14 protein-coding genes are annotated in these 20,488 nt (G+C 62.2%); 8 read left to right on the plus strand and 6 right to left on the minus strand.

Going from position 1 to position 20,488, the window contains the following annotated elements; genetic code table 11:
* Positions 1-127: 127 nt before the first annotated feature.
* The 3 genes from adk (at position 128) to KZO25_RS05905 (ending at position 2,367) form a co-directional block, all read left to right on the plus strand.
* A complete protein-coding gene (gene adk, locus KZO25_RS05895; protein ID WP_066444935.1) occupies positions 128-784 on the plus strand; it encodes an adenylate kinase in 657 nt (218 codons plus the stop codon).
* Between the two features lie 108 nt (positions 785-892).
* On the plus strand, positions 893-1,597 hold the full coding sequence (gene tsaB / locus KZO25_RS05900) for a tRNA (adenosine(37)-N6)-threonylcarbamoyltransferase complex dimerization subunit type 1 TsaB (RefSeq protein ID WP_066444937.1): 705 nt from the start codon (positions 893-895) through the stop codon (positions 1,595-1,597).
* A 65-nt stretch (positions 1,598-1,662) separates the two neighbouring features.
* Positions 1,663-2,367: a class I SAM-dependent methyltransferase gene (locus KZO25_RS05905; RefSeq protein ID WP_066452196.1), complete on the plus strand. Its 705-nt coding sequence runs from the start codon at positions 1,663-1,665 to the stop codon at positions 2,365-2,367.
* Between the two features lie 27 nt (positions 2,368-2,394).
* On the opposite strand, the gene plsB is transcribed toward KZO25_RS05905, so the two are convergent.
* Positions 2,395-4,833: a glycerol-3-phosphate 1-O-acyltransferase PlsB gene (plsB, locus tag KZO25_RS05910; RefSeq protein ID WP_223136265.1), complete on the minus strand. Its 2,439-nt coding sequence runs from the start codon at positions 4,831-4,833 to the stop codon at positions 2,395-2,397.
* Positions 4,834-4,957: 124 nt separating this feature from the next.
* Here plsB and KZO25_RS05915 point away from each other — a divergent pair, with 124 nt between their 5' ends.
* Positions 4,958-6,079 carry a phospholipase D-like domain-containing protein gene (locus KZO25_RS05915; protein WP_223136266.1) on the plus strand — a complete coding sequence of 374 codons (1,122 nt, stop codon included), beginning with the start codon at positions 4,958-4,960 and terminating at the stop codon, positions 6,077-6,079.
* Positions 6,080-6,148: 69 nt separating this feature from the next.
* Here KZO25_RS05915 and KZO25_RS05920 read toward each other — a convergent pair whose 3' ends face one another.
* On the minus strand, positions 6,149-6,805 hold the full coding sequence (locus KZO25_RS05920; protein WP_223136267.1) for a YecA family protein: 657 nt from the start codon (positions 6,803-6,805) through the stop codon (positions 6,149-6,151).
* A gap of 195 nt (positions 6,806-7,000) precedes the next feature.
* On the opposite strand from KZO25_RS05920, the gene KZO25_RS05925 reads away from it, so the two are divergent.
* The 3 genes from KZO25_RS05925 (at position 7,001) to KZO25_RS05935 (ending at position 10,820) form a co-directional block, all read left to right on the plus strand.
* The gene (locus tag KZO25_RS05925) at positions 7,001-7,591 is read left to right on the plus strand and encodes a SprT-like domain-containing protein (RefSeq protein ID WP_223136268.1); all 591 of its coding nucleotides are present in this window, start codon (positions 7,001-7,003) and stop codon (positions 7,589-7,591) included.
* Between the two features lie 172 nt (positions 7,592-7,763).
* The gene (gene acs, locus KZO25_RS05930) at positions 7,764-9,713 is read left to right on the plus strand and encodes an acetate--CoA ligase (protein ID WP_223136269.1); all 1,950 of its coding nucleotides are present in this window, start codon (positions 7,764-7,766) and stop codon (positions 9,711-9,713) included.
* A 444-nt stretch (positions 9,714-10,157) separates the two neighbouring features.
* Entirely contained in the window at positions 10,158-10,820 is a 663-nt protein-coding gene (locus tag KZO25_RS05935) for a LuxR C-terminal-related transcriptional regulator (RefSeq protein ID WP_066444975.1), read from the plus strand.
* Positions 10,821-11,118: 298 nt separating this feature from the next.
* Here the strand turns inward: KZO25_RS05935 and KZO25_RS05940 are convergent, their stop codons facing one another.
* From KZO25_RS05940 to KZO25_RS05955, 4 genes are all read right to left on the minus strand, one after another.
* Positions 11,119-15,069 carry a PAS domain-containing hybrid sensor histidine kinase/response regulator gene (locus KZO25_RS05940; protein WP_223136270.1) on the minus strand — a complete coding sequence of 1,317 codons (3,951 nt, stop codon included), beginning with the start codon at positions 15,067-15,069 and terminating at the stop codon, positions 11,119-11,121.
* A gap of 151 nt (positions 15,070-15,220) precedes the next feature.
* The gene (locus KZO25_RS05945; protein WP_066444981.1) at positions 15,221-15,736 is read right to left on the minus strand and encodes a hypothetical protein; all 516 of its coding nucleotides are present in this window, start codon (positions 15,734-15,736) and stop codon (positions 15,221-15,223) included.
* 95 nt (positions 15,737-15,831) lie between these two features.
* Entirely contained in the window at positions 15,832-17,628 is a 1,797-nt protein-coding gene (locus tag KZO25_RS05950; RefSeq protein WP_223136271.1) for a sodium:solute symporter family protein, read from the minus strand.
* 6 nt (positions 17,629-17,634) lie between these two features.
* Positions 17,635-17,895, minus strand: coding sequence for a DUF4212 domain-containing protein (locus tag KZO25_RS05955; protein WP_223136272.1), 261 nt, complete (start codon positions 17,893-17,895; stop codon positions 17,635-17,637).
* A gap of 693 nt (positions 17,896-18,588) precedes the next feature.
* On the opposite strand from KZO25_RS05955, the gene KZO25_RS05960 reads away from it, so the two are divergent.
* The gene (locus KZO25_RS05960; protein ID WP_223136273.1) at positions 18,589-20,409 is read left to right on the plus strand and encodes a putative nucleotidyltransferase substrate binding domain-containing protein; all 1,821 of its coding nucleotides are present in this window, start codon (positions 18,589-18,591) and stop codon (positions 20,407-20,409) included.
* Positions 20,410-20,488 lie beyond the last annotated feature (79 nt).

Raw genomic sequence — 20,488 nt, forward strand, 5'->3', positions numbered from 1 at the left:
GACTCTTTACCCTGCATGACTGTCCCCGCCAGCGTATTCGAGGTTGTCTGGCCGGGGCCACACGGTTATCGTTCTTTTCCAACCCTTCTTCACCACAGAATTTATCACTCTCTCAAGGAGCAGCCAGATGCGTTTGATCCTGTTGGGCGCCCCGGGTGCCGGCAAGGGCACACAGGCCCAGTTCATCTGCGAACGCTATAATATTCCGCAGATTTCCACTGGCGATATGCTGCGCGCCGCCGTCAAGGAAGGCAGTGAACTGGGGCTGAAGGCAAAGGAGATCATGTCCAGTGGTGGACTGGTTTCCGATGACCTCATCATCGCACTGGTCAAGGAGCGTATTGCCCAGCCCGACTGCGAGAATGGCTTCCTCTTCGACGGCTTTCCCCGCACCATTCCCCAGGCCGATGCCATGAAGGAAGCCGGTGTGAAGATCGACCATGTGCTGGAGATCGCCGTGGCCGATGAGGAAATCGTCAAGCGCCTGGCGGGTCGGCGCGTGCATCCGGGATCCGGCCGGGTCTATCACATCGAATACAATCCCCCCCGTGAAGCGGGCAAGGACGATGTCACCGGTGAGCCCCTGATTCAGCGCGAGGATGACAGCGAGTCGACGGTGCGTCACCGCCTGTCTGTCTATCATGACCAGACCGCTCCTCTGGTCGACTACTACAAGCAGTGGGCCGAGAAGGAGCCCCAGGCGGCTCCCGTCTATCATCGGGTCGATGGCGTGGGTAGTGTCGATGATATTACGGCTCAGGTGCGCCAGGCACTGGACGACTGATTCGGCTTCACGAAAACCGCTCCTTGGATGGCCCGCCTGTGCGGGCCATCGTCGTTTTACCGCCAGCGGCGTATAATGACCACCCACTTCTCGTCACGATGCCCACCTATGCCGATTCTGCTGGCCCTTGATGCCTCCTCGAGTGCCTGTTCCGCCGCCGTGCTGCTGCAGCGCGAGGGTGGCGATGACATATTGGTCTCGCGTTTTGCGCTCACGCCCCGTGAGCATACTCGCCGCCTGCTGCCGATGGTCGACAAGGTGCTGGCCGAGGCCGGCCTCGCGCCTGCCGAGCTGGACGCCGTGGCCTATGGCCATGGTCCGGGCTCCTTCACTGGGTTGCGTATCGCGGCGGGCCTCGCCCAGGGGCTGGCCTACGGGCTGGATCGTCCCCTGCTCGGCGTTTCAACCCTGGAAGCCCTGGCTCTTGCTGCCCATCGCCGCCACGCCCTATCCCACGTCATCACCGCGCTGGACGCGCGCATGGGTGAAATCTACGTGGCGTCCTGGTTCTGTCACGAGGGGGTGACCGAGGCCCTGTCGCAGGAGGCTGTCATGCCTCCGGAGCGCCTGCAGCTGCCGGCAGCCCACGCATCGTGCGACTGGGTCGGCGTGGGCTCCGGCTGGACGCTACGAGAGACGATGCCGGACGAGATTCGCACAACGGTCCGCCAGGGCGACGCCACGCTGGAGCCGGCCGCCGAGGAGATGGTCCTGTTGGCGGCACGTGCCTATGCCGCCGGTGAACGTCATGCCGCCCATGATGTTCAGCCGGTCTATTTGCGCGACCAGGTTGCCTGGAAGAAGAGTCAGTGAGTGGTATGGACACCGAATGCAGGGTCGCGGTCGAGGGGGACGTGCTGGCACCGTTGGCCCAGCGCATGGGGCTTACGCTAGACGCGGCGGGTGGTGCCGAGCTGATATTGCGGCATGTGGACGGGGCCTTGGCTCTCTGCGGCGATCAAAAGCGCTACGGCAAACCCCTGGTGGTTGATTTCGTGTCCGGCCGTGCGGCGCACCGCAGGCGCTTCGGCGGTGGGCGCGGACAGCTGATCGCCCGGGCCTGTGGTCTGGGCGGTGGCGTCACCCCCAGCGTGGTGGATGCCACCGCAGGGCTGGGGCGGGATGCCTTCGTGCTGGCGAGTCTCGGCGCCCGGGTGCTGATGATCGAGCGCGTAGCCGTCATTCATGCGCTGCTGGAGGATGCCCTGATTCGCGCTCGCAACGATGCCGAGACGGCAGACATCGTCCAGCGCTTGGCGCTGGCCCATGGCGATGCCACCCGCCATCTGGCCGCTCTGGTTGCCGACAGCGGCGTGGCACCGCAGGTGGTCCATCTCGATCCCATGTTTCCCCACCGCGAGAAGTCGGCCCTGGTGAAGAAGGAGATGCGGCTGTTTCGGCTGCTGGCCGGCGATGACGACGATGCGCCGCGCCTGCTCGAGGCGGCTCTGGACGTGGCGACGCATCGGGTGGTGGTGAAGCGTCCGCGCAAGGCCCCGCCCATTGCCGGACCCGCCCCCCGCCATGTCATCGAAGGCAAGACCAGCCGCTACGACCTGTACGTACATCGTTCACTGGCCTGACTCATGGCGCTGGGTCCCGTCGGCCTATCACCGAGTGACCAGTTGGAGCCGGTGACGAAGCTCAGTATCGAACAGCACCTGTGAACGCTGGGCAGCCTCGCATAGCTGCTCGTCGTACCACAGCCTGTCATTGGCTTCCCATATCCAGCCTTTGGCCTCGAGGCTGCGGATCAACCCGGCGAAGATATTGCGGTCGAAGAACTCCGGCGCATCCCGGCCGGAGAGAAGTGCCAGGCGTTCGGCCATCTGCCGGCTGCACTCGGTGAGGTCGTCCCGGCCCTGGCTCCCCGGCGGCTGGTTGAGCAGAGTGGCCAGCAGCAGGTAGCCGCGCTCGAGGGGAGGCTGCATCAACCGCCCCAGCAGGTTGAGCTGTTCGCCGGCCTCGAGTTCCTCGACGCGCAGCCAGGCACCTGCCTCCTTTGACAGAAGCCCCGCCTGGCCGAAGGCATCGAGCATGGTCGGCAGCATGCTGGCCAGGCTTGCCTCCTCGAGAAAGAGTTCCCGGGCGAGTATCGGCCAGGCGGGCTCGAGCAGGTGGAGCAGGCTGTCCAGGTCGTGCTGCGGGGCATGTCGGAAGGCGAAGGCGGTGAGCCCGGCCAGGGCGAAGAGATGCAGCACGTTGTTGCGGTACCACACCAGCAGGCTGGCCTGATCCGGCTTGGCCACCAGAATATCGCCCAGCGGGTGGGCGCGACGCTCGATCATGCCCAGCGCGATGACCTGCTCTATCCAGTCGCTCGGCGCGCCCTCCGGCAGCCTGACATCCAGACCTCCCGGGCAATACTGCTGCAGGCGAACAAGCAGAGCCAACTGACGTGTCATGAGGCTCTCCTCAAGGGCATCATGAGGCGTTGCCAGCAGCACCAGGGCAACGAGGTTGACCGGATTGAGGGCGGCGGCGGCGTTGATGCGTGTGGCCAGTTCAATGCCCAGCCGCGGTACCGCCTCGCCGAGCCAGGCGGGCTTCGGGTCGATCGGTGCGTTGCGCCAATCGGGATCCAGGCGGTCGAGGTAGTCGCCGAGCAGCAGCGGGTCACCGACGCTGACCGTGACCTGGCCGAAAGGCTGGCGCAGCTGACCGAGGACACGCAGCAGTGCCAGCGGACTCTCCTTGCGTTTCTTGCCACCGCGCAGCTCTCGCTGATAGCTGGCGTTTTCGATGATTCTCTCATAGCCGATATAGACCGGTATGAAGGCGAGTTTCGGCGGGCTGGTGGCGGCGGCGCTGCGGTGAAAGGAGCGCAGGGTCATCGCCAGCATGCCTGGCCGCGGCGTCAGCATGCGGCCGCTGCGCGAGCGGCCTCCCTCGATGAAGTATTCCAGCGGATGGCCCCTCGCCAGAAGGCGATGGAGGTACTCATTGAAGACGGCAGCATAGAGCGGTTTGTCGCGAAAGCTGCGGCGCATGAAGAAGGCGCCCCCGCGTCGCAGCAGGGGGCCGATCAGCGGGATATCGAGATTGCGCCCGGCAGCGACATGGGGTGGCATCAACCCGTCTCGATAGAGTACATAGGAGAGCAACAGATAATCGATATGGCTGCGGTGGCAGGGGACATAGACCAGAGTATGGTCGCCGGCCAGCTCCTTGACGCGCGACAGCCCCTGCACGTTGACGCCGTCATAGAGTCGATTCCAGAGGCGTCGTAGCAGCCCGTCCATGAAACGCAGCACCGGGTAGGTCATGCTGGAGGCGATCTCGCGACCGTAGCGCAGGGCGCGTTGCTCAAGGCGCTGTGGCGAGCGCTTCTCGCTCCTGGCGAGCTCCTCGATGACACGGCGGACCTCGGGGCTTCTGGCCACTCCTTCGATCAGGGTGCGACGATGGGAGAGGTCCGGACCCAGCACGCGGGTACGCATGCGCCGGAAATGAACGCGCAGCAGCCGGGCGGTCTTGCGGTTGGCCAGCGCCGGGCCGCGTGAATCGAGCAGGTCGCGAAGGCGCAGCGGAGCCCCGAAGTGGACCTCTACGTTGCGACCATTGACCAGTACCGACAGGGCGCGGCGCATTCGTCCTGTCAGTCGCCAGCTATCGGCGGCGAGCATGCGCCAGAAACCGAAACGCTTGCCCGGAGCCCGGCCCCAGAACACGCTGACCGGCACCAGCTGCAGATCGGCATCGGGATCCGCCGCTAGCTGCTCCAGGGCCGTGATGAAGGGCGCTGGCTTGGCCGTCCCGCGCCGCCAGAGGCGTCGACGCCGGGCTGGCAGGGGCAGGCACGCAGGCAGTTCGACGCCATGGATTCTGCGCTTTCCCTTGGCCGGGGGCAGCCCGTGGCGCTGACACAGGGCCTCCAGCAGCAGCGTGTCGGAGAGCGCCGGATGGGGCAGCACATAGAGGGTCGGCAGTCCCGGGTCGAGCGCCAGGGCGTCGGGTGCAGGCTCGATCAGCCGGGTCTCCACACAGGCATTGACCAGGCGTCTCAGTAGACTGCGAAGGGGAGCGAGAAGGGGAAGAGCAAGGGCCATCCGGTTGCCTCTGCTGGGGGCGAGGCGCCAGTATAGCCTTGCCCCGCCCATCGGGTCAGGTGCTTTCCCTCGGCGTGCAAACGTGCGTCAATTCAGCCACGCAACTGAATACGGGAGACATGCCATGCATGGCGTGTGGCGGGATGGCAATCGGTTCCAGCTGCTGGCGGAGTCATCGCGCTTCTTGCCGGCGATGTTCGATGCCATCGAGGAGGCGCGCCATTCGATACTGATCGAACTCTATCTGATGGAGTCGGGACGGCTGACAACGGCGCTGCTCAATGCCCTGATTCGGGCATCCGAGCGGGGGGTGAAGGTTGCCCTGATGCTGGATGGCTACGGTGCCAGGGGCTTGCTCGGAGAGGATCGGCAGCGTATCGAGGTCGCCGGCATAGCATTGCGGCTGTTCAATCCCCTGGGCTTTCATTCCCTGGCGCGCAACCTGACCCGGGATCATCGCAAGGTGGTGATAGTGGACGGCCGGGTGGCTTTTACCGGCGGCTTCGGCGCCGTCGATGAGTTTCTGAGCGCCTGGTACGAGGTGGCGGTGCGTATCGAGGGCCCGGTGGTGGCCGACTGGGTACGGCTCTTCTCCCGGCTCTGGGACTCGCCCATGACACGCGGCGAAGGGGCGCCCTCCCTGGTGCGTGAAGTGGGCCTCCGGTTGACGCAGCGTGAGGACTATCGGGGCATGCGCGGCCGGGTTGTCTGGGGTCAGGGCTATCGCTATCAGGCGATTCGACACTCCCTCTATGCCCGGGTCTCCGCGGCACAGCGGCGTATCTGGCTCTGCACACCCTATTTCGTGCCTACCTTCAGCCTGCGTTTGCGACTGGTACGGGCGGCGCGGCGCGGGGTCGATGTACGGCTTCTGCTGCCGGGGAAGGATCACGACCACCCCGGGGTTCGCTATGCCGGCCAGCGCTTCTATCGTCGAATGCTCAAGGCCGGGGTGCGGATCTTTGAATTTGAACCCAGTTTCATTCACGCCAAGTTCACCCTGGTGGACAACTGGTCGAGCATCGGCTCGTGCAACTTCGATCACTGGAGCCTGCACTGGAATCTGGAGGCCAACCAGGAAGTGGACGATACCCGCTTTGCCGGTGAGGTTGCTGCCCTGTTTGAGCGCAACTTCTCGGCCAGCCAGGAGATCACCCGGAAGGGGTGGGCGCGACGCCCCCGCTGGCAGAAGTTCAAGGAGTGGGTGTTCGGCCGGGTGGACGGCTGGCTGACGCGGCTGCGTTAGCTCCAGCGCCAGCGCTTCCGGGTAATTCGTTCTGTTGCGCTACCGTGCCTATTGGTAACACAGGCAAGACTACCGTTTGCCGCCGTGTTTGCCGGGGCGGCGGGCGGCGGGCTTCTTCTTGCGCGGCATAGGCTTGGGTGTCTCCGGCGGTACCCGGTAATGCAGGTAGAGATCCAGCACCAGTTCCGGCAGCTGGTCGACGAGCGACTGAAGCCGTGCCGTGTCGGTGGCGAGCTCCGCCATGTCGGGTTCGTCTTCGAACAGGCCTGAAAGCGCCATGAAGGGCAGCAGTAGGGTGGCCACGGTCTCTTCGTCGTGCTCGAACCAGGACGCCTCATCCAGGAAAACCCCTTCCATGAATCCGGCGCACCAGTCGCCGATGGGTGTTTCCTCCGGCGCCAGGCCGTCCAGGGCGGTATCGAAGGGAAGCTCCGGGAGCCCGCCCTGCTCGAGGGTGTCGATGGCGTTATGCCGCAGGCGCTCCAGCAGGCCGAGGATCTCGCTGCGCTCGGCATCGTCGGCGAAGGCGGGCTCGCCCTGGAAGAGTTCGGCGATCCAGGTGGCGCTCTCGATTTCGCTCGGGGCGACGGCCAGGGCTACCAGGAAGCCGTGGGCCGAGATGAGGTCCAGAGCATCGGGGTCGACGCGGTCGGACTCCAGGTACTCGTCGAGCCGTTCGAGCGCTTCATCCTCGAGCAATGGCTGGGGCTGGGGCGTGTCGGACATGGGGCCTCTCGCTGGCGGCGGGTCGGATAAGGGCGTGGGAATCGGAAAAGGGCCTTGCGGCGGCCTGGGCTGGACGTCGCCTTCCCGGGCCGCCATTCTAGCACCCTGGTCTCGTCCGGTCCTTCTCATGCGCTACCGGCCGAACCAGGAATCTGCTCCAGGCCCCGTCTGCACCAGGAGACCCTTCGCTTCGCCATGAACCATCCCGCTACTGTTCTCAAGCGTCCCATTGCTGCTTCGAACCGACCGGCACTTCCCGACCCCGGGGCGACCTGGTTGAGTCAGCTCGACGAATTGGCGTTGCAGCAGGCACTGCTCGACCGGGTCGAGGCCGCCTGGAGCCTTTGTGTCGAAGTCCATCCCGATTTGCCGCGGCCACGGGTCTGGTGCGACCTGCGTGGCAAATGCGCGGGCCAGGCGCACTATGGGCGCGGTGGTCTGCGCTTCAACCCGGTGCTCTATCGAGAAAATCGACACGCTTATCTGGTCGAGGTGGTGCCCCACGAGATGGCCCACTGGTTGGTTCACCATCTCAGCGATGGCCACCGGGCGCGCCCCCATGGCCGCGAATGGCGCGCGGTGATGGAACAGCTTTTTGGCCTCTACCCCCGGGTGACCCATGCCTTCGATACGGGACGGGCGAGTCCTGCACCCTACCGCTACGTCTGCCACTGCCGTGAGCACGCCTTTACCGCACGACGTCACTCCCTGGCGCGCCGAGGCAGAGGCTACCGCTGTCGTCACTGTGCTCAGACCTTGGTCTATCAGCCGTTTGTAGACCCTTGAAAGCATATCCAACTATTTGAAATAAAAAAGAAAAATCTTGATACCAAGGTCTAAGGGGAAGGTCGTTACAGGAGGTATATGCTGGAGGGACATCATGGTGCCGGCGCAACCAACAATAATGCTGCCGGCGGTATCCACAGAGAGTGGTGCATCTCCTGGAAGAGGCTATTCAATGACCGAACAGCAGAAAGTCCATCCGGTAAGCGACGACTTTGCCGCCAACGCCTGGGTAGATAAGGAAAAGTATCAGTCCATGTACCAGCAGTCCGTTGACGACCCTGAGGGGTTCTGGGCGGAACAGGCCAAGCGTGTCGACTGGATCAAGGCGCCGACGAAGATCAAGAATACCACTTTCGATTCGCATAACGTCGATATCCGCTGGTTCGAGGATGGCACCCTGAACGCTAGCGTCAGTTGCCTCGACCGCCACCTGGAAACGCGTGGCGACCAGACCGCCATCATCTGGGAAGGCGATGATCCCAAGGACGCCAAGCATGTCACTTACCGCGAGCTGCATGCCAAGACCTGCCAGCTGGCCAACGCGCTGAAGGAACTCGGCATTGGCAAGGGCGATGTGGTGACCCTCTACATGCCGATGATTCCCGAGGCGGCCGTGGCCATGCTGGCCTGCGCTCGTATCGGTGCGGTACATTCGGTGGTGTTCGGTGGCTTCTCCCCCGACGCCCTGGCCCAGCGTATCAACGGTGCCGACTCGAAGCTCGTGATTACCGCCGATGAGTCGGTGCGTGGTGGCAAGCAGGTGCCGCTCAAGGATAATGTCGATGCTGCCCTGACACGCAAGGGCACCGAGGTATGCAAGAACGTGCTGGTGGTCAAGCGCACCGGCGGCGAGATCGACTGGAACGATAGCCGTGACGTCTGGTATCACGATCTGGTCGACAAGCAGGCTACCGACTGCCCCTCCGAAGAGATGAACGCCGAGGACCCGCTGTTCATTCTCTACACTTCCGGCTCTACCGGAGCCCCCAAGGGCCTCAAGCACACGACTGGCGGCTATCTGGTCTATGCCAGCCTGACCCACCAGTACATCTTTGATTATCAGGATGGTGAGGTCTACTGGTGTACCGCCGACGTGGGCTGGGTCACCGGGCACAGCTACATCGTTTACGGGCCGCTGGCCAACGGGGCCACCACACTGATGTTCGAGGGTGTGCCGAGCTACCCGAGCCACGGCCGTATGGGCGAGATCGTCGACAAGCACAACGTGGCGATTCTCTACACAGCGCCAACCGCCATCCGTGCCCTGATGGCACATGGCGATGCGGTCATGGACTCCAGCAAGCGCGACAGCCTGCGCCTGCTTGGCTCGGTAGGGGAGCCCATCAACCCCGAGGCGTGGGAGTGGTTCTACCGGGTGATCGGCAACTCCAAGTGCCCCATCGTCGATACCTGGTGGCAGACCGAGACCGGCGGCATCCTGATTTCGCCGCTGCCCGGCGCCATGGACCTGAAGCCGGGTTCGGCCACGCTGCCGTTCTTTGGCGTGATGCCGGCTCTGGTCGACAGCGAGGGCAACGAACTCAAGGGCGTCGCCGACGGCAACCTTGTCATTCTCGACTCCTGGCCGGGCCAGGCCCGCTCGATCTGGGGCGACCACGATCGCTTCGTCCAGACCTACTTCTCCACCTACAAGGGGATGTACTTCACCGGTGACGGCTGTCGTCGTGACGAGGACGGCTACTACTGGATCACCGGGCGGGTCGATGACGTGCTCAATGTGTCCGGCCATCGCATGGGCACCGCCGAGATCGAATCCTCGTTGGTGGCTCACGAGGCCGTGGCCGAGGCCGCGGTGGTTGGCTTCCCCCACGACATCAAGGGCCAGGGCATCTATATCTACGTGACCCTGACCGATGGCGTCGAGCCCAGCGACGAGCTCAAGAAAGAGCTGACCCAGTGGGTACGCAAGGATATCGGCCCGATCGCTTCCCCGGACGTCATCCAGTGGGCGCCGGGTCTGCCCAAGACCCGCTCGGGCAAGATCATGCGCCGCATACTGCGCAAGATCGCTGCCAACGAAACCGACGGCCTGGGCGATACCAGCACCCTGGCCGATCCGAGCGTGGTCGACGATCTGATCGAGAATCGCGCGATCAAGTAATGAAGTTGCGGTACGGAATACTGCCGGCCCTCGGGCCGGCTTTTTCGATTCAACCGGCGGCAACGATGGCCTTGAGCAGCTCGGCCTTGCTCATGCGGCTACGGCCGGAAAGGTCGCGTTCGTAGAGCTCGTCACGGGAGAGGGTATCCAGCTTGGCGGGGCCTCCCTAGGCGTGTAGTGAAACCTGTACGGAGCGCTCCTTTAAGCGCGGTGACTGGAATATTGCGGTTAATATTCGTACCACTCTGAATTGTACGGAGATGGCCTTTCATATCCTTGCGTGGCAGATGGACAAGCAGGGAGTTGACCTGGACCGAGAGATTGTTGACAAATATGGTCATGTGCTTGGGAAAGCTTCGGCGCATGGGGTAACATGCCGTTATCGATTGATGAGCCCAGTGAGTCGGCCCTTGGCCCACTGCTCGAGGAACCGGAGGAGAATCCATGGCGTTTGCCCAGAAATTCATCGTTGCCGATGATCATCCGCTGTTCCGTGCAGCCCTGACCCAGGCGCTGCGCCAACTGGCGCCCCAGGCCGAGATCGTCGAGTCCGACACCATGGCGGCGACCAATGAGGTGGTGACACGCCATCCCGATGCCGACCTGATTCTGCTCGACCTCCATATGCCCGGCGCTCATGGCTTTTCCGGATTGATCCAGCTACGTGGCCAGACTCCCGATATCCCGGTGGCGGTGGTGTCCGGCAGTGACGAGCCCTATGTGGTGCGTCGGGCCATCGACTATGGTGCTTCCGGCTTCATCCCCAAGTCTTCTTCCCTGGCGCTGATCGCGGAAGCGGTGGGCGAGATCCTGGATGGTGAGGTATGGCTTCCCAAGGAACTGGCCGATGCCATGGGCGACTCCAACGAGGAGGAGACCCGTTTTGCCGAAGCCATCGCCTCATTGACTCCGCAACAGTTTCGGGTGCTCAACATGCTCACCGAGGGCCTGCTCAACAAGCAGATTGCCTATGAGCTGAGCGTCTCCGAGGCGACCATCAAGGCCCATGTCACGGCCATCCTGCGCAAGCTGGGCGTACACTCTCGTACCCAGGCGGTGATCGCCGCCCAGAAGCTCGAGGTGGAGCCGCCCAAGGTCGAGTCCTGAGCGACTCGCGCTGAGCATCGATGCAGAGCAAAACCGCCGGATGGCAACATCCGGCGGTTTTGTTATTTGACTGGCGCTGACCTGTCCGACGCTAGGCCCCGGTGGGCAGGCCAACGCGGAGGCGCTTTGAACCCCTCCCTGGGCGCTACATTCACCCTGCGGCGCTCTCGCATCCTGCTCCGCTTGCAGGGCCGGTGCTGGCCATCCATGGCCAGCCCGTTCGGAGCAGTGCTCCTCACCCATGGCGAATGACCTCCGCTTAGGCCTCCCACCGGCATGCCTTGAACGCTTAAGGGCACTAATTCTCCTGCCTGGTGGCACGGCTGGCTTGTAGTGTGCGGGTCAGCAGGGCGCGCAGGGCGGCAGGGCGCACCGGCTTCTGCAGCAGGTGGTAGCCCGAGCGACGGATCACCTCGGCTACTTCCTCGGTGCGGTCGGCGGTGATCACGATACCCGGCACGGCGCCCTCGAGGCGTTCGCTGAGCGCTTCCAGGGCCATCAGACCGGTCACCTCGTTGTCCAGGTGATAGTCCGCCAGAATCGCATCCGGTTCGCCGTCCAGGTTACGCAGCACCGACTTGGCACCACCGATGCTGGTGGCGGTGAGCACGTCGCAGCCCCAGCCTGAGAGCATGGCCTTCATGCCTTCCAGGATCAGTGTCTCGTTGTCGATACAGAGGATACGGGTGCCGGCGAGCTTGTTGCCGGCTCGGCGAGCCACAGCCTGCTCCGATATTGCCTCGAGAGGGCGTGCCTCCACCACTGGAACGCTGACGGAAAAGACCGTACCGTGACCCTCCCGTGAGCGGACCTGTATCGGATGATCCAGTACCCGACTCATGCGATCGGCAATGGAGAGACCAAGCCCCAGCCCCTTCTCGCTCTCCTTGTGACGGGTTGTCTGGTCGAGACGACGAAACTCCTGGAATATCTCCGACTGTTTGGACTCGGGTATGCCGGGGCCGCTGTCCCACACCTCGATGGAGAGCCGCTGCCCTTGGCGCCGGCAGCCGAGCAGCACCCGGCCCTCCTGCGTATAGCGAATCGCATTCGACAGGAAGTTCTGCACGATGCGCCGGAGCATTTGTGGATCGCTGTCGACCCAGAGGCTCGTCGGTACCATCAGCAGGTCGAGGCCACGGTCTTCGGCCATGACCGCGAACTCGGCATACAGCGGCTGCATGATATTTGCCAGGGCAAAGTGGCTGCGCCGGGGTGTGAGTGCGCCGGCATCGAGCTTGGAGATATCGAGCAGGGTGCCCAGCAGCTCTTCGGCGGCCTGCAGCGAATTGTCGATATGACCGATGGTGCGGCGCATGTCCGCGGCCACGTCCTCCTGGGAGAGCGCCGAGGTGAAGAGACGAGCGGCATTGAGCGGTTGCAACAGGTCATGGCTGGCCGCTGCCAGGAAGCGCGTCTTGGACGCGTTGGCGTCCTCGGCCACCTGCTTGGCCTGCCGCAGGGCCAGTTCGGCTTCGGCGCGTACCCGGTTCTCCTGACGCAGGGCGGCGTTGGCTTCCGACAGCGCCTGGGTGCGCTCCCGGACCCGCTCCTCGAGCGTTTCATTGGTTTCCTTGAGGGCGATTTCCGCCACGCGGCGCTCGGTAATGTCCTGATAAAGGGCGAAGAAGCCGAGAATGGCGCCGCTGTCGCCAAAATGTGGCGTATAGGTAACCAGCATATAGCGGATGCCGTCGCTTCCCTGCATGGAAACCTCGAAGCTGACCCGCTCTCCGGCCAGTGCCCGACGAATCCAGGGCGCGCGCTCCCGGGCCATTTCATCGGTGATTACCGTGTCCACGGACTGGCCAATGACTTCGTTTCGGTCGATGCCGAAGGCCTGCTCATAGGCACGGTTGGTGAAGAGGTAGCGGCACTCCTTGTCAAAGTAGGCGATCAACGCCGGCACGTTGTCGGTATAGATACGTATATTGTTCTCGGAGCGAATCAGCGCTTCTTCGATACGCTTCTGCTGGGTGATGTCCTGGTAGGTATAGACGAAGCCCCCCCCCGGCATGGGATTGCCTTGCACCTCCAGCACGCTGCCATCCTGGCGGTAGCGAACGTAGCGGTGTGGCTGGCCGTCGCGAATATTGTCGATGAGCAACTGGACATGCTCTTCCGGATCGCCGGGACCGTATTCCCCATTATGAGCGTTATAGCGAAAGATCTTGTCGATGGGGGCGCCCACCCGTATCAGGTGATCAGGAAAGCGGAACAGTTCCAGATAGCGCTGATTCCAGACCACCAGGCGCAGGTTCTGGTCCACTACGCTGATGCCCTGATTGATGTTCTCGATGGTGGCCTGCAGCAGGGCGCGATTGAACTCGAGAACCTGCGAGGCCTCATCGACGATGGAGATCACGTCCGAAATGCCGATGCCGCGGCCCTGCAGCGCCGAGTTGACCACGATCCGCGCTGACGACGCCCCCAGCACCGAGGCCAGAAAACGTTCGGTGAACTGGATAACGTCGATGGAAGCTCGTGAGCTATCCTCCAGCGGCTTGCCGGTGCGCCTTGCATAGTCGTCGAAACCGCGCTGTACCTGCTTCGCGCCCAGGAAGCGTTCGCACAGTACCTTCAGGTCACCTATCGTGGTGGCGCCGGTCCAGGGGCGATTGACCGAGGTCTGGCGAGTTTCGACGCTGTCAACGAACAGCGAGGCCTGAATCCGTTCGACCACACGCTGTGAGGTAATCTGGGATACGAAGATGTAGCAGAACAGGTTTACCCCGAGAGAGAGCATCACGCCATGCGTGAAGCTATCGCCGAAATTGAGCCCGAACAGGGCGGTGGGGGTGAGCCAGGCATGGCCGAAGGGGCCACCATCGATCCAGTCAGCCGGGAGTACCCCGCCCTGAATCAAGGCAGGCATCAGCAGGCTATAGGCCCAGATGGCGAAGCCGGCATTCATGCCCACGATCACGCCCAGTCGATTGCCACGTTTCCAGTACAGGCCGCCAAGCAGGGCAGGGGCGAATTGGCCGGCGGCAGCAAACGAGAGCATGCCGATGGAGGCCAGCGAGCTGAATTCACCGATCAGGTGGTAGAAGCCATAGGCCAGCGCCAGGATGACGCAGATGGTGATCCGTCGTACCTGAAGCACCAGGCGGCCGTAGTCTCGTGGCCGGGCGTCCAGCCAGCGCAGCCTGAACAGCAGGGGAATCACGATTTCATTGGAGATCATGATCGATACCGCAACCGTGGCCACGATCACCATGCCGGTGGCTGCCGAGAAGCCGCCGATATAGGTGAGCAGAGTCAGCCATTGGTTACCTGCGGCCATGGGCAGCGCCAACACGAAGGTGTCGGGCTCCACCGAGCCGTCGGGGAAGGTGGCAAGGCCGGCGGCGGCGATCGGCAGGATGAAGAAGGCGAAGGCCACCAGGTAGAGCGGGAAAAGCCAGCGCGCCTTTGAGGCGTCATCGGGGTGGGTGTTCTCCACGACAGCGACATGGAACTGCCTGGGCAGGCAGAAGATCGCCAGCATCGCCAGCAGGGTCTGGGCCCAGAAGCTTCGGCCGAAGTCCTGGTCGGCCAACTGTCGCTGCAGCTCCAGCTGACTGTCGGCCCGGCCCAACAGGTCGCCGAGCCCGCCAAACATCCCCCATGTCACATAGGCACCGAGGATCAGGAAAGCCAGCAGCTTGACCAGCGACTCGAAGGCCACGGCGTGAATAAGCCCTTCGTGGTGTTCGGTCGCGTCGGTATGCCGGGTGCCGAAGAGGATGGCGAAGGCAGCCATGACGATAGCGACGAAGAAGGCCGTATCGGCGAATAGCGGCGTATGGGTAATGTCCGTGGCATCTGTCAGTACGGCAAACGACGTGGCGACGGCCTTCAATTGGAGGGCGATATAGGGCAGCGTGCCGATCAGGGCCACCATGCTGGCAAAAGCGGCGAGCGACTGTGCCTTGCCATAGCGAGATGCGATGAAGTCGGCGATCGACGTGATGTTCTGTCGCTTGGCGACTCGAATCATCTTGGCCAGCACCGGCCAGAACAGCAGAAAGGTAAGAATGGGCCCAATGTAGATGCTGGCGAAGGACCATCCGGCCGTGGCGGCCTGGCCGACCGCGCCATAGAAGCTCCAGGAGGTACAGTAGATGGCCAGCGCCAGGATATAAATGATGGGACGGCGGCGGCTGGCACCATGCTTGCGGGCATGGCGATCGCCACGCCAGGCGATGGCGAACAGCACGGCAATATAGAGCAGTGAAACGGCAATCAGTAGCCAACCGGCGAACATGCACTCTCTCCCACGGGTCTGCGGACCATTCTATGGCAATGGCGGCCGGGAGGGCAGTCAGTCAATGACCGGGGCAGCAGGACGTCGGGAGTCAGGAACGAGAGAGCCGGCCTAACGATGACAGGCCGGCAATGGGTAGGTGCTGGCGGGTTCAGCTGTCGCGACAGACTGTCTGATAAAGGGGCGTATCGCTGTCGACGCTCTGCAGGGCAGAGAATCGGGGTTGGCGCTCTTCACCGATCAGCGGCAGCTTTTCTCGGGTAGTGCAGTTCATCAGGAACGCCTGATGCGTCAAGCGGTCCACGTAATCCTTCTCGAAGCGATAGAGGATGAACTCCACCAGCTGTTGATCGTCCGCCTCTCTCGGCACCATGCTGCTTCGATCCACCACGTTGAAGGCCGTCGTCATGGGGAAGAAGTACGTCCAGGGGCGCCAGAAGGCTTCTCCCTCCTCGGTAGCTACCACCTGGGCCGTGGCCGGCAGCTGGCTCTGCTTGTGGCTCAGCCAGGAGTATTCGTAGTGAATCTGGTAACCCAGCATGCCCAGGCCGGCGAAGGCCGGAACGATCCAGCGTGGCAGGCGCTTGCCACTCATCAGCCGCAGTAGCAGACCAATCCCTGCGGCGCCCAGCCCGGCAAATATCGCTGCAACCAGATGCCATATCATTTGTGTACCTTCCGAAAGCAGTCGGGCTTCCTGGTGGAAGCCCGACTTGGTTTTGATTCCACAACAGCTTGGCTGTGTCAGGAACCCATTATGGCTTAGTGGTCAACCGCACCGCCAGCGCCTTTGGGATAGCGAACGCTTTCCACCAGGTCCTGGATTTCCTGCGGAGGCTCCTCAGTTGCATAGGAGACACCGAAGGCAATGGCGAAGTTGATCATCGCACCGACTGCGCCGAAGGAGAGCGGCGAGATGCCCATGATCCAGTTGTCCGGCGTGTTGGGCAGCATGTTGGTGCCGGGAATGAAGAGCCAGCCCAGGTAGGTGAAGATGTACAGCAGGGTAGTGACCAGGCCTGCCAGCATGCCGGCAACGGCGCCCTTGCTGTTAACCCGCTTGGAGAAGATACCCATCATCAGTGCCGGGAAGAGCGAGGCCGCGGCGATACCGAAGGCCAATGCTACCGTCTGGGCCGCAAATCCGGGCGGATTCAACCCCAGGTAGGTGGCAAGCAGGATGGCACCTGCCATGGAGATCCGTGCCGCGAGCATCTCTCCCTTTTCGGTGATGTTGGGGTTGATGGTCTTCTTGATCAGGTCGTGGCTGATGGCCGAGGAGATCGCCAGCAACAGACCCGCCGCGGTGGAGAGTGCCGCCGCGATGCCGCCGGCTGCCACCAGGCCGATGACCCAGCCCGGCAGGTTGGCAATTTCCGGATTGGCCAGTACCAGGATGTCGTTGTTGACCTCCAGCTCGTTACCTTCCCAACCACGCTCTGCGGCCGTATCGGCGAAGGCCGGGTTGGCGTCGTTGTAGAGCTGGATGCGACCGTCGTTGTTCAGGTCGTTGAAGGTGATCAGGCCTGTCTCTTCCCAGGTGCGGAACCAATCGGGACGATCTTCGTACAGGATCGGCTCGGCTAGCGCTTCTTCGTAGTTCTCGACCTGGCCGGCAGCCTCCGGGTAGACGGTGGTCAGCAGGTTGAGGCGTGCCATGGAAGCCACGGCGGGCGCGGTCAGGTAGAGCAGGGCGATGAAGACCAGGGCCCAGCCGGCGGACCAGCGTGCATCGGCGACTTTCGGCACGGTGAAGAAGCGGATGATGACGTGGGGCAGACCGGCGGTACCGATCATCAGCGACAGGGTGAACAGCACCATGTTCAGCTTGTTGTCCACGTCAGCGGCGTAGTCCTGGAAGCCGAGTTCCACCAGCACTTCGCTCAGCTTGGCCAACAGCGGCATGCCGGATTCACTGTGCGTGCTGAACATGCCGAACATCGGGATCGGGTTACCGGTGAGCTGCAGGGCAATGAACACGGCCGGAATGGTATAGGCGATGATCAGCACCACGTACTGCGCCACCTGGGTGTAGGTGATGCCCTTCATGCCGCCGAATACGGCGTACAGGAAGACGATAGTGGCAGCGATCCAGATGCCCCAGGTATTGCTGACCTCCAGGAAGCGAGAGAAGGCAACGCCGGCACCGGTCATCTGACCGATAACGTAGGTTACCGAGGCGACGACCAGGCAGACCACCGCCACCAGGCGTGCGCTGCTGCTGTAGAAGCGGTCACCGATGAAGTCGGGAACGGTGAACTTGCCGAATTTACGCAGATAAGGCGCCAGCAGCATGGCCAGGATGACGTAGCCACCGGTCCAGCCCATCAGGAACGAGGAGTTGGCATAGCCGCCGGATGCCAGCAGGCCGGCCATGGAGATGAAGGACGCTGCGGACATCCAGTCGGCGGCTGTTGCCATGCCGTTGGTGATCGGATGAACGCCGCCGCCGGCGACATAGAAGTCCTTGGTCGAGCCGGCCCGTGACCAGATCGCAATGCCGATATAGAGGGCAAAGGAGCCGCCGACGAACAGCAGGTTGATTGCAAATTGACTCATGCCGGCTTACTCCCCAAGGCCGAATTTTTCATCGAGCTTGTTCATTTTCCATGCGTAGAAGAAAATGAGCCCGATGAAAGTAAGGATGGAGCCCTGTTGGGCAAACCAGAAGCCGAGGTCCGTGCCGCCGATAGGAATACCCGCTAGCAGGGGCCGCAGGAGGATGGCGAAGCCATAGGACACCATAGCCCACACAATCAGGCATCCCGTTATCACGCGAACGTTCGCTTTCCAGTACGCAGCAGCATTGGATTTATCATCTGCCATAGTGTTGCTCTCCACTTGTTTTTGAGGTTGGGAAGTTGCACAGAGAGATAACATGCCTCATCAGGGTCGTCCTGCATGGTCAGCCGCACGTTGATCGCTTCGACAAGGTGCCGGCCAGCACCTTTTTTTATCGTTACCCCTGCGCAGCCAAGTCTCGTTTCCCACCATATCTCTTGCCGGCTGTCGAAGTGTATTACCGACGTGCAATTGCCCTGCATGACACATCGGCAATACTGGTCAATAAATGAGAAAATTAAATCCCAGACTTTGGTATCATGAGTAAACTGTGATTGAACGATAGAATGAAATTATCTTGAATTTCAATTGGTTAGTCTTGAGATTTGGCTGCGTTAATACTGCGGCCGGCACGGGAATAGGACGATTGTCTAGCCGTGTGGCTGTATGGACTTTTGTCTAATTATTTGGCGAATAGACTATTGTCTAAGGCTGCGTCTCTGGATTGTTCCGACTTGTAGGACGATGGTCTAGGTTATGCCGTAAAAGATGATCTTGTTATCCTGCCCAGGACCTCTTCACGATGTGGGTGACAGCAGAGAGTCCTTGGAAGACCCGGTCGAAGACCCGCTGCCGGAACGGTTAGGCGTCCACTTGCGTGAGTGTTTTCGTCCTTGCTGGTCCAGCCATGGCCCTGATCTATCCTGAGCAAAACGGCCGCACAACGAGGGCAGCAGCATGGTCGATGTCGATCTCTCTCAACCACCTTTTACCTTTCTTGATGATGAGGGGCGCGAACGCGTTCGCAGTGGCATCGACCTGGCCTATTTCGACCGTGATGAAATCATTCTCGAAACTGGCCAGCCCGGTGAGTACGTCTTCATCATCCACAAGGGAGAAGTCGCCGAACTGGATACCACCCTGCCAGGTGCACGTGAACGGATCGGTCACTACACCGCAGGCGATCTCTTTGGTGCCATCAGCATACTCAACGGCAAGAGCCGCTATCGTTTTCGCGCCGAGCAGGAAAGCCTGTGCTATTTGCTGCCCAAGAAACTGTTCCTGCAGCTGTGCGATGAATTTCCACCCTTTGCGGAATTCTTCCGCCAGACTCTGGCTCACAAGGCGCGACTGCTGACCGAACAGCGCGCCGAAGGCGGCGTGACCATGGCTGGCTTCATGCTCGCCAAGGTCAGCGAGTGCATGCGCACTCCGCTCTGCGTTGGTCGGGAGGCGACCATTGCCGATGCGGTGACCACTCTGCATGACAGTCACGCCGATAGCCTGCTGGTCGACGGCGGTCAGGGAGCCGGCATGGTCACCAAGACCAACCTGCTCGATGCGCTGGTACTGGAAGGGCGTGATCAGGCCAGCCCTGTGCGCGAGGTAGCCAGCTTCGAGCTGGTCACGGTGGGTCCCGATCAATACCTGTTCGAGGTGTTGGTCAAGATGACGCGCTTCAAGGTGGAGCGGGTCGTGGTCATGGAGAGTGAGCGGCCGATCGGGGTGGTGGAGCTGACCGATGTGCTCAGCTACTTCTCCAGCCGCAGCTATGTGGTCAGCCTTCAGGTGGAGCAGGCCGACAGTCTCGATGCCCTGTTCCGTGCCAGCCATCGCACGCCGGAGCTGGTCAAGGCGCTGATGGCCCAGGGGGTCAAGCTTCGCTTTGCCATGGGCCTGCTGGCGGCACTCAATGGCCGCATCATGTCCAAGGCCTGGGGTTTCCTTATCGATGAGCGCTACCACGGCGATAGCTGCTTGATGGTGATGGGCAGCGAAGGGCGTGGCGAGCAGATACTCAAGACCGATCAGGACAACGGGCTGATTCTTGCCGATGATCTCGACTGGCCGGACGTCAATGACCAGATGCAGCGCCTCACGGAGACCCTGATCGAGCTGGGCTACCCGCCATGCCCCGGCAACATCATGGTCTCCAACCCCGAATGGGTGGGCAGTGTGACCCAGTGGCGCGAACGTATCGCGCACTGGGTCCGAGTCCGCGATGGTGACAGCCTGATGAAGCTCGCCATCATGCTCGATTCCCACGCCGTGGCCGGCAACCCTGCGCTGCTCGACAAGGTGCGCGAGTCGCTGTTCGCGGCCTGCTCCCGAGACGAGATTCTGCTTTCCTACTTTGCTCGTGCTGCGCTGCGCTTCTCCACGCCGCTGACCCTGTTCGGTTCGCTGAAGAAGCCCCAGCACGGTATCGACATCAAGAAGGGCGGAATTTTTCCCATCGTGCACGGCGTGCGAACCATGGCGCTGGAGCGGCGTATCAAGCCAACCTCGACCCTGGAGCGCCTGGAGGCGCTGGCCGCCGATGGGCGCCTGGAGGAGCGGGTTGCCGAGGATCTGTCGGAGGCGCTCTCGCTGTTTACCGAGCTGCGTCTCAAGCAGCAGCTGGAGCGCCTGGATGGCAGCGCCGACGATGCGAGCCCGGACCGGGTCGTCGTGCAGCAGCTGTCGTCGCTCGAGCGAGACCTGCTGCGGGAGGCGCTGCATATCGTCAAGGAATTCAAGCAGAGCCTGTCACAACGCTATCACCTGGAGTACTCCTGAGGGAGAACGGAACATCGGTTAGCGCACAGGCAAAGTCAGGTCAGTAACAGGCCAATAGCCGGTCACCAGCGGGATAATA

This window comes from Halomonas sp. ANAO-440, assembly GCF_019915905.1.
GTDB lineage: Bacteria > Pseudomonadota > Gammaproteobacteria > Pseudomonadales > Halomonadaceae > Halomonas > Halomonas chromatireducens.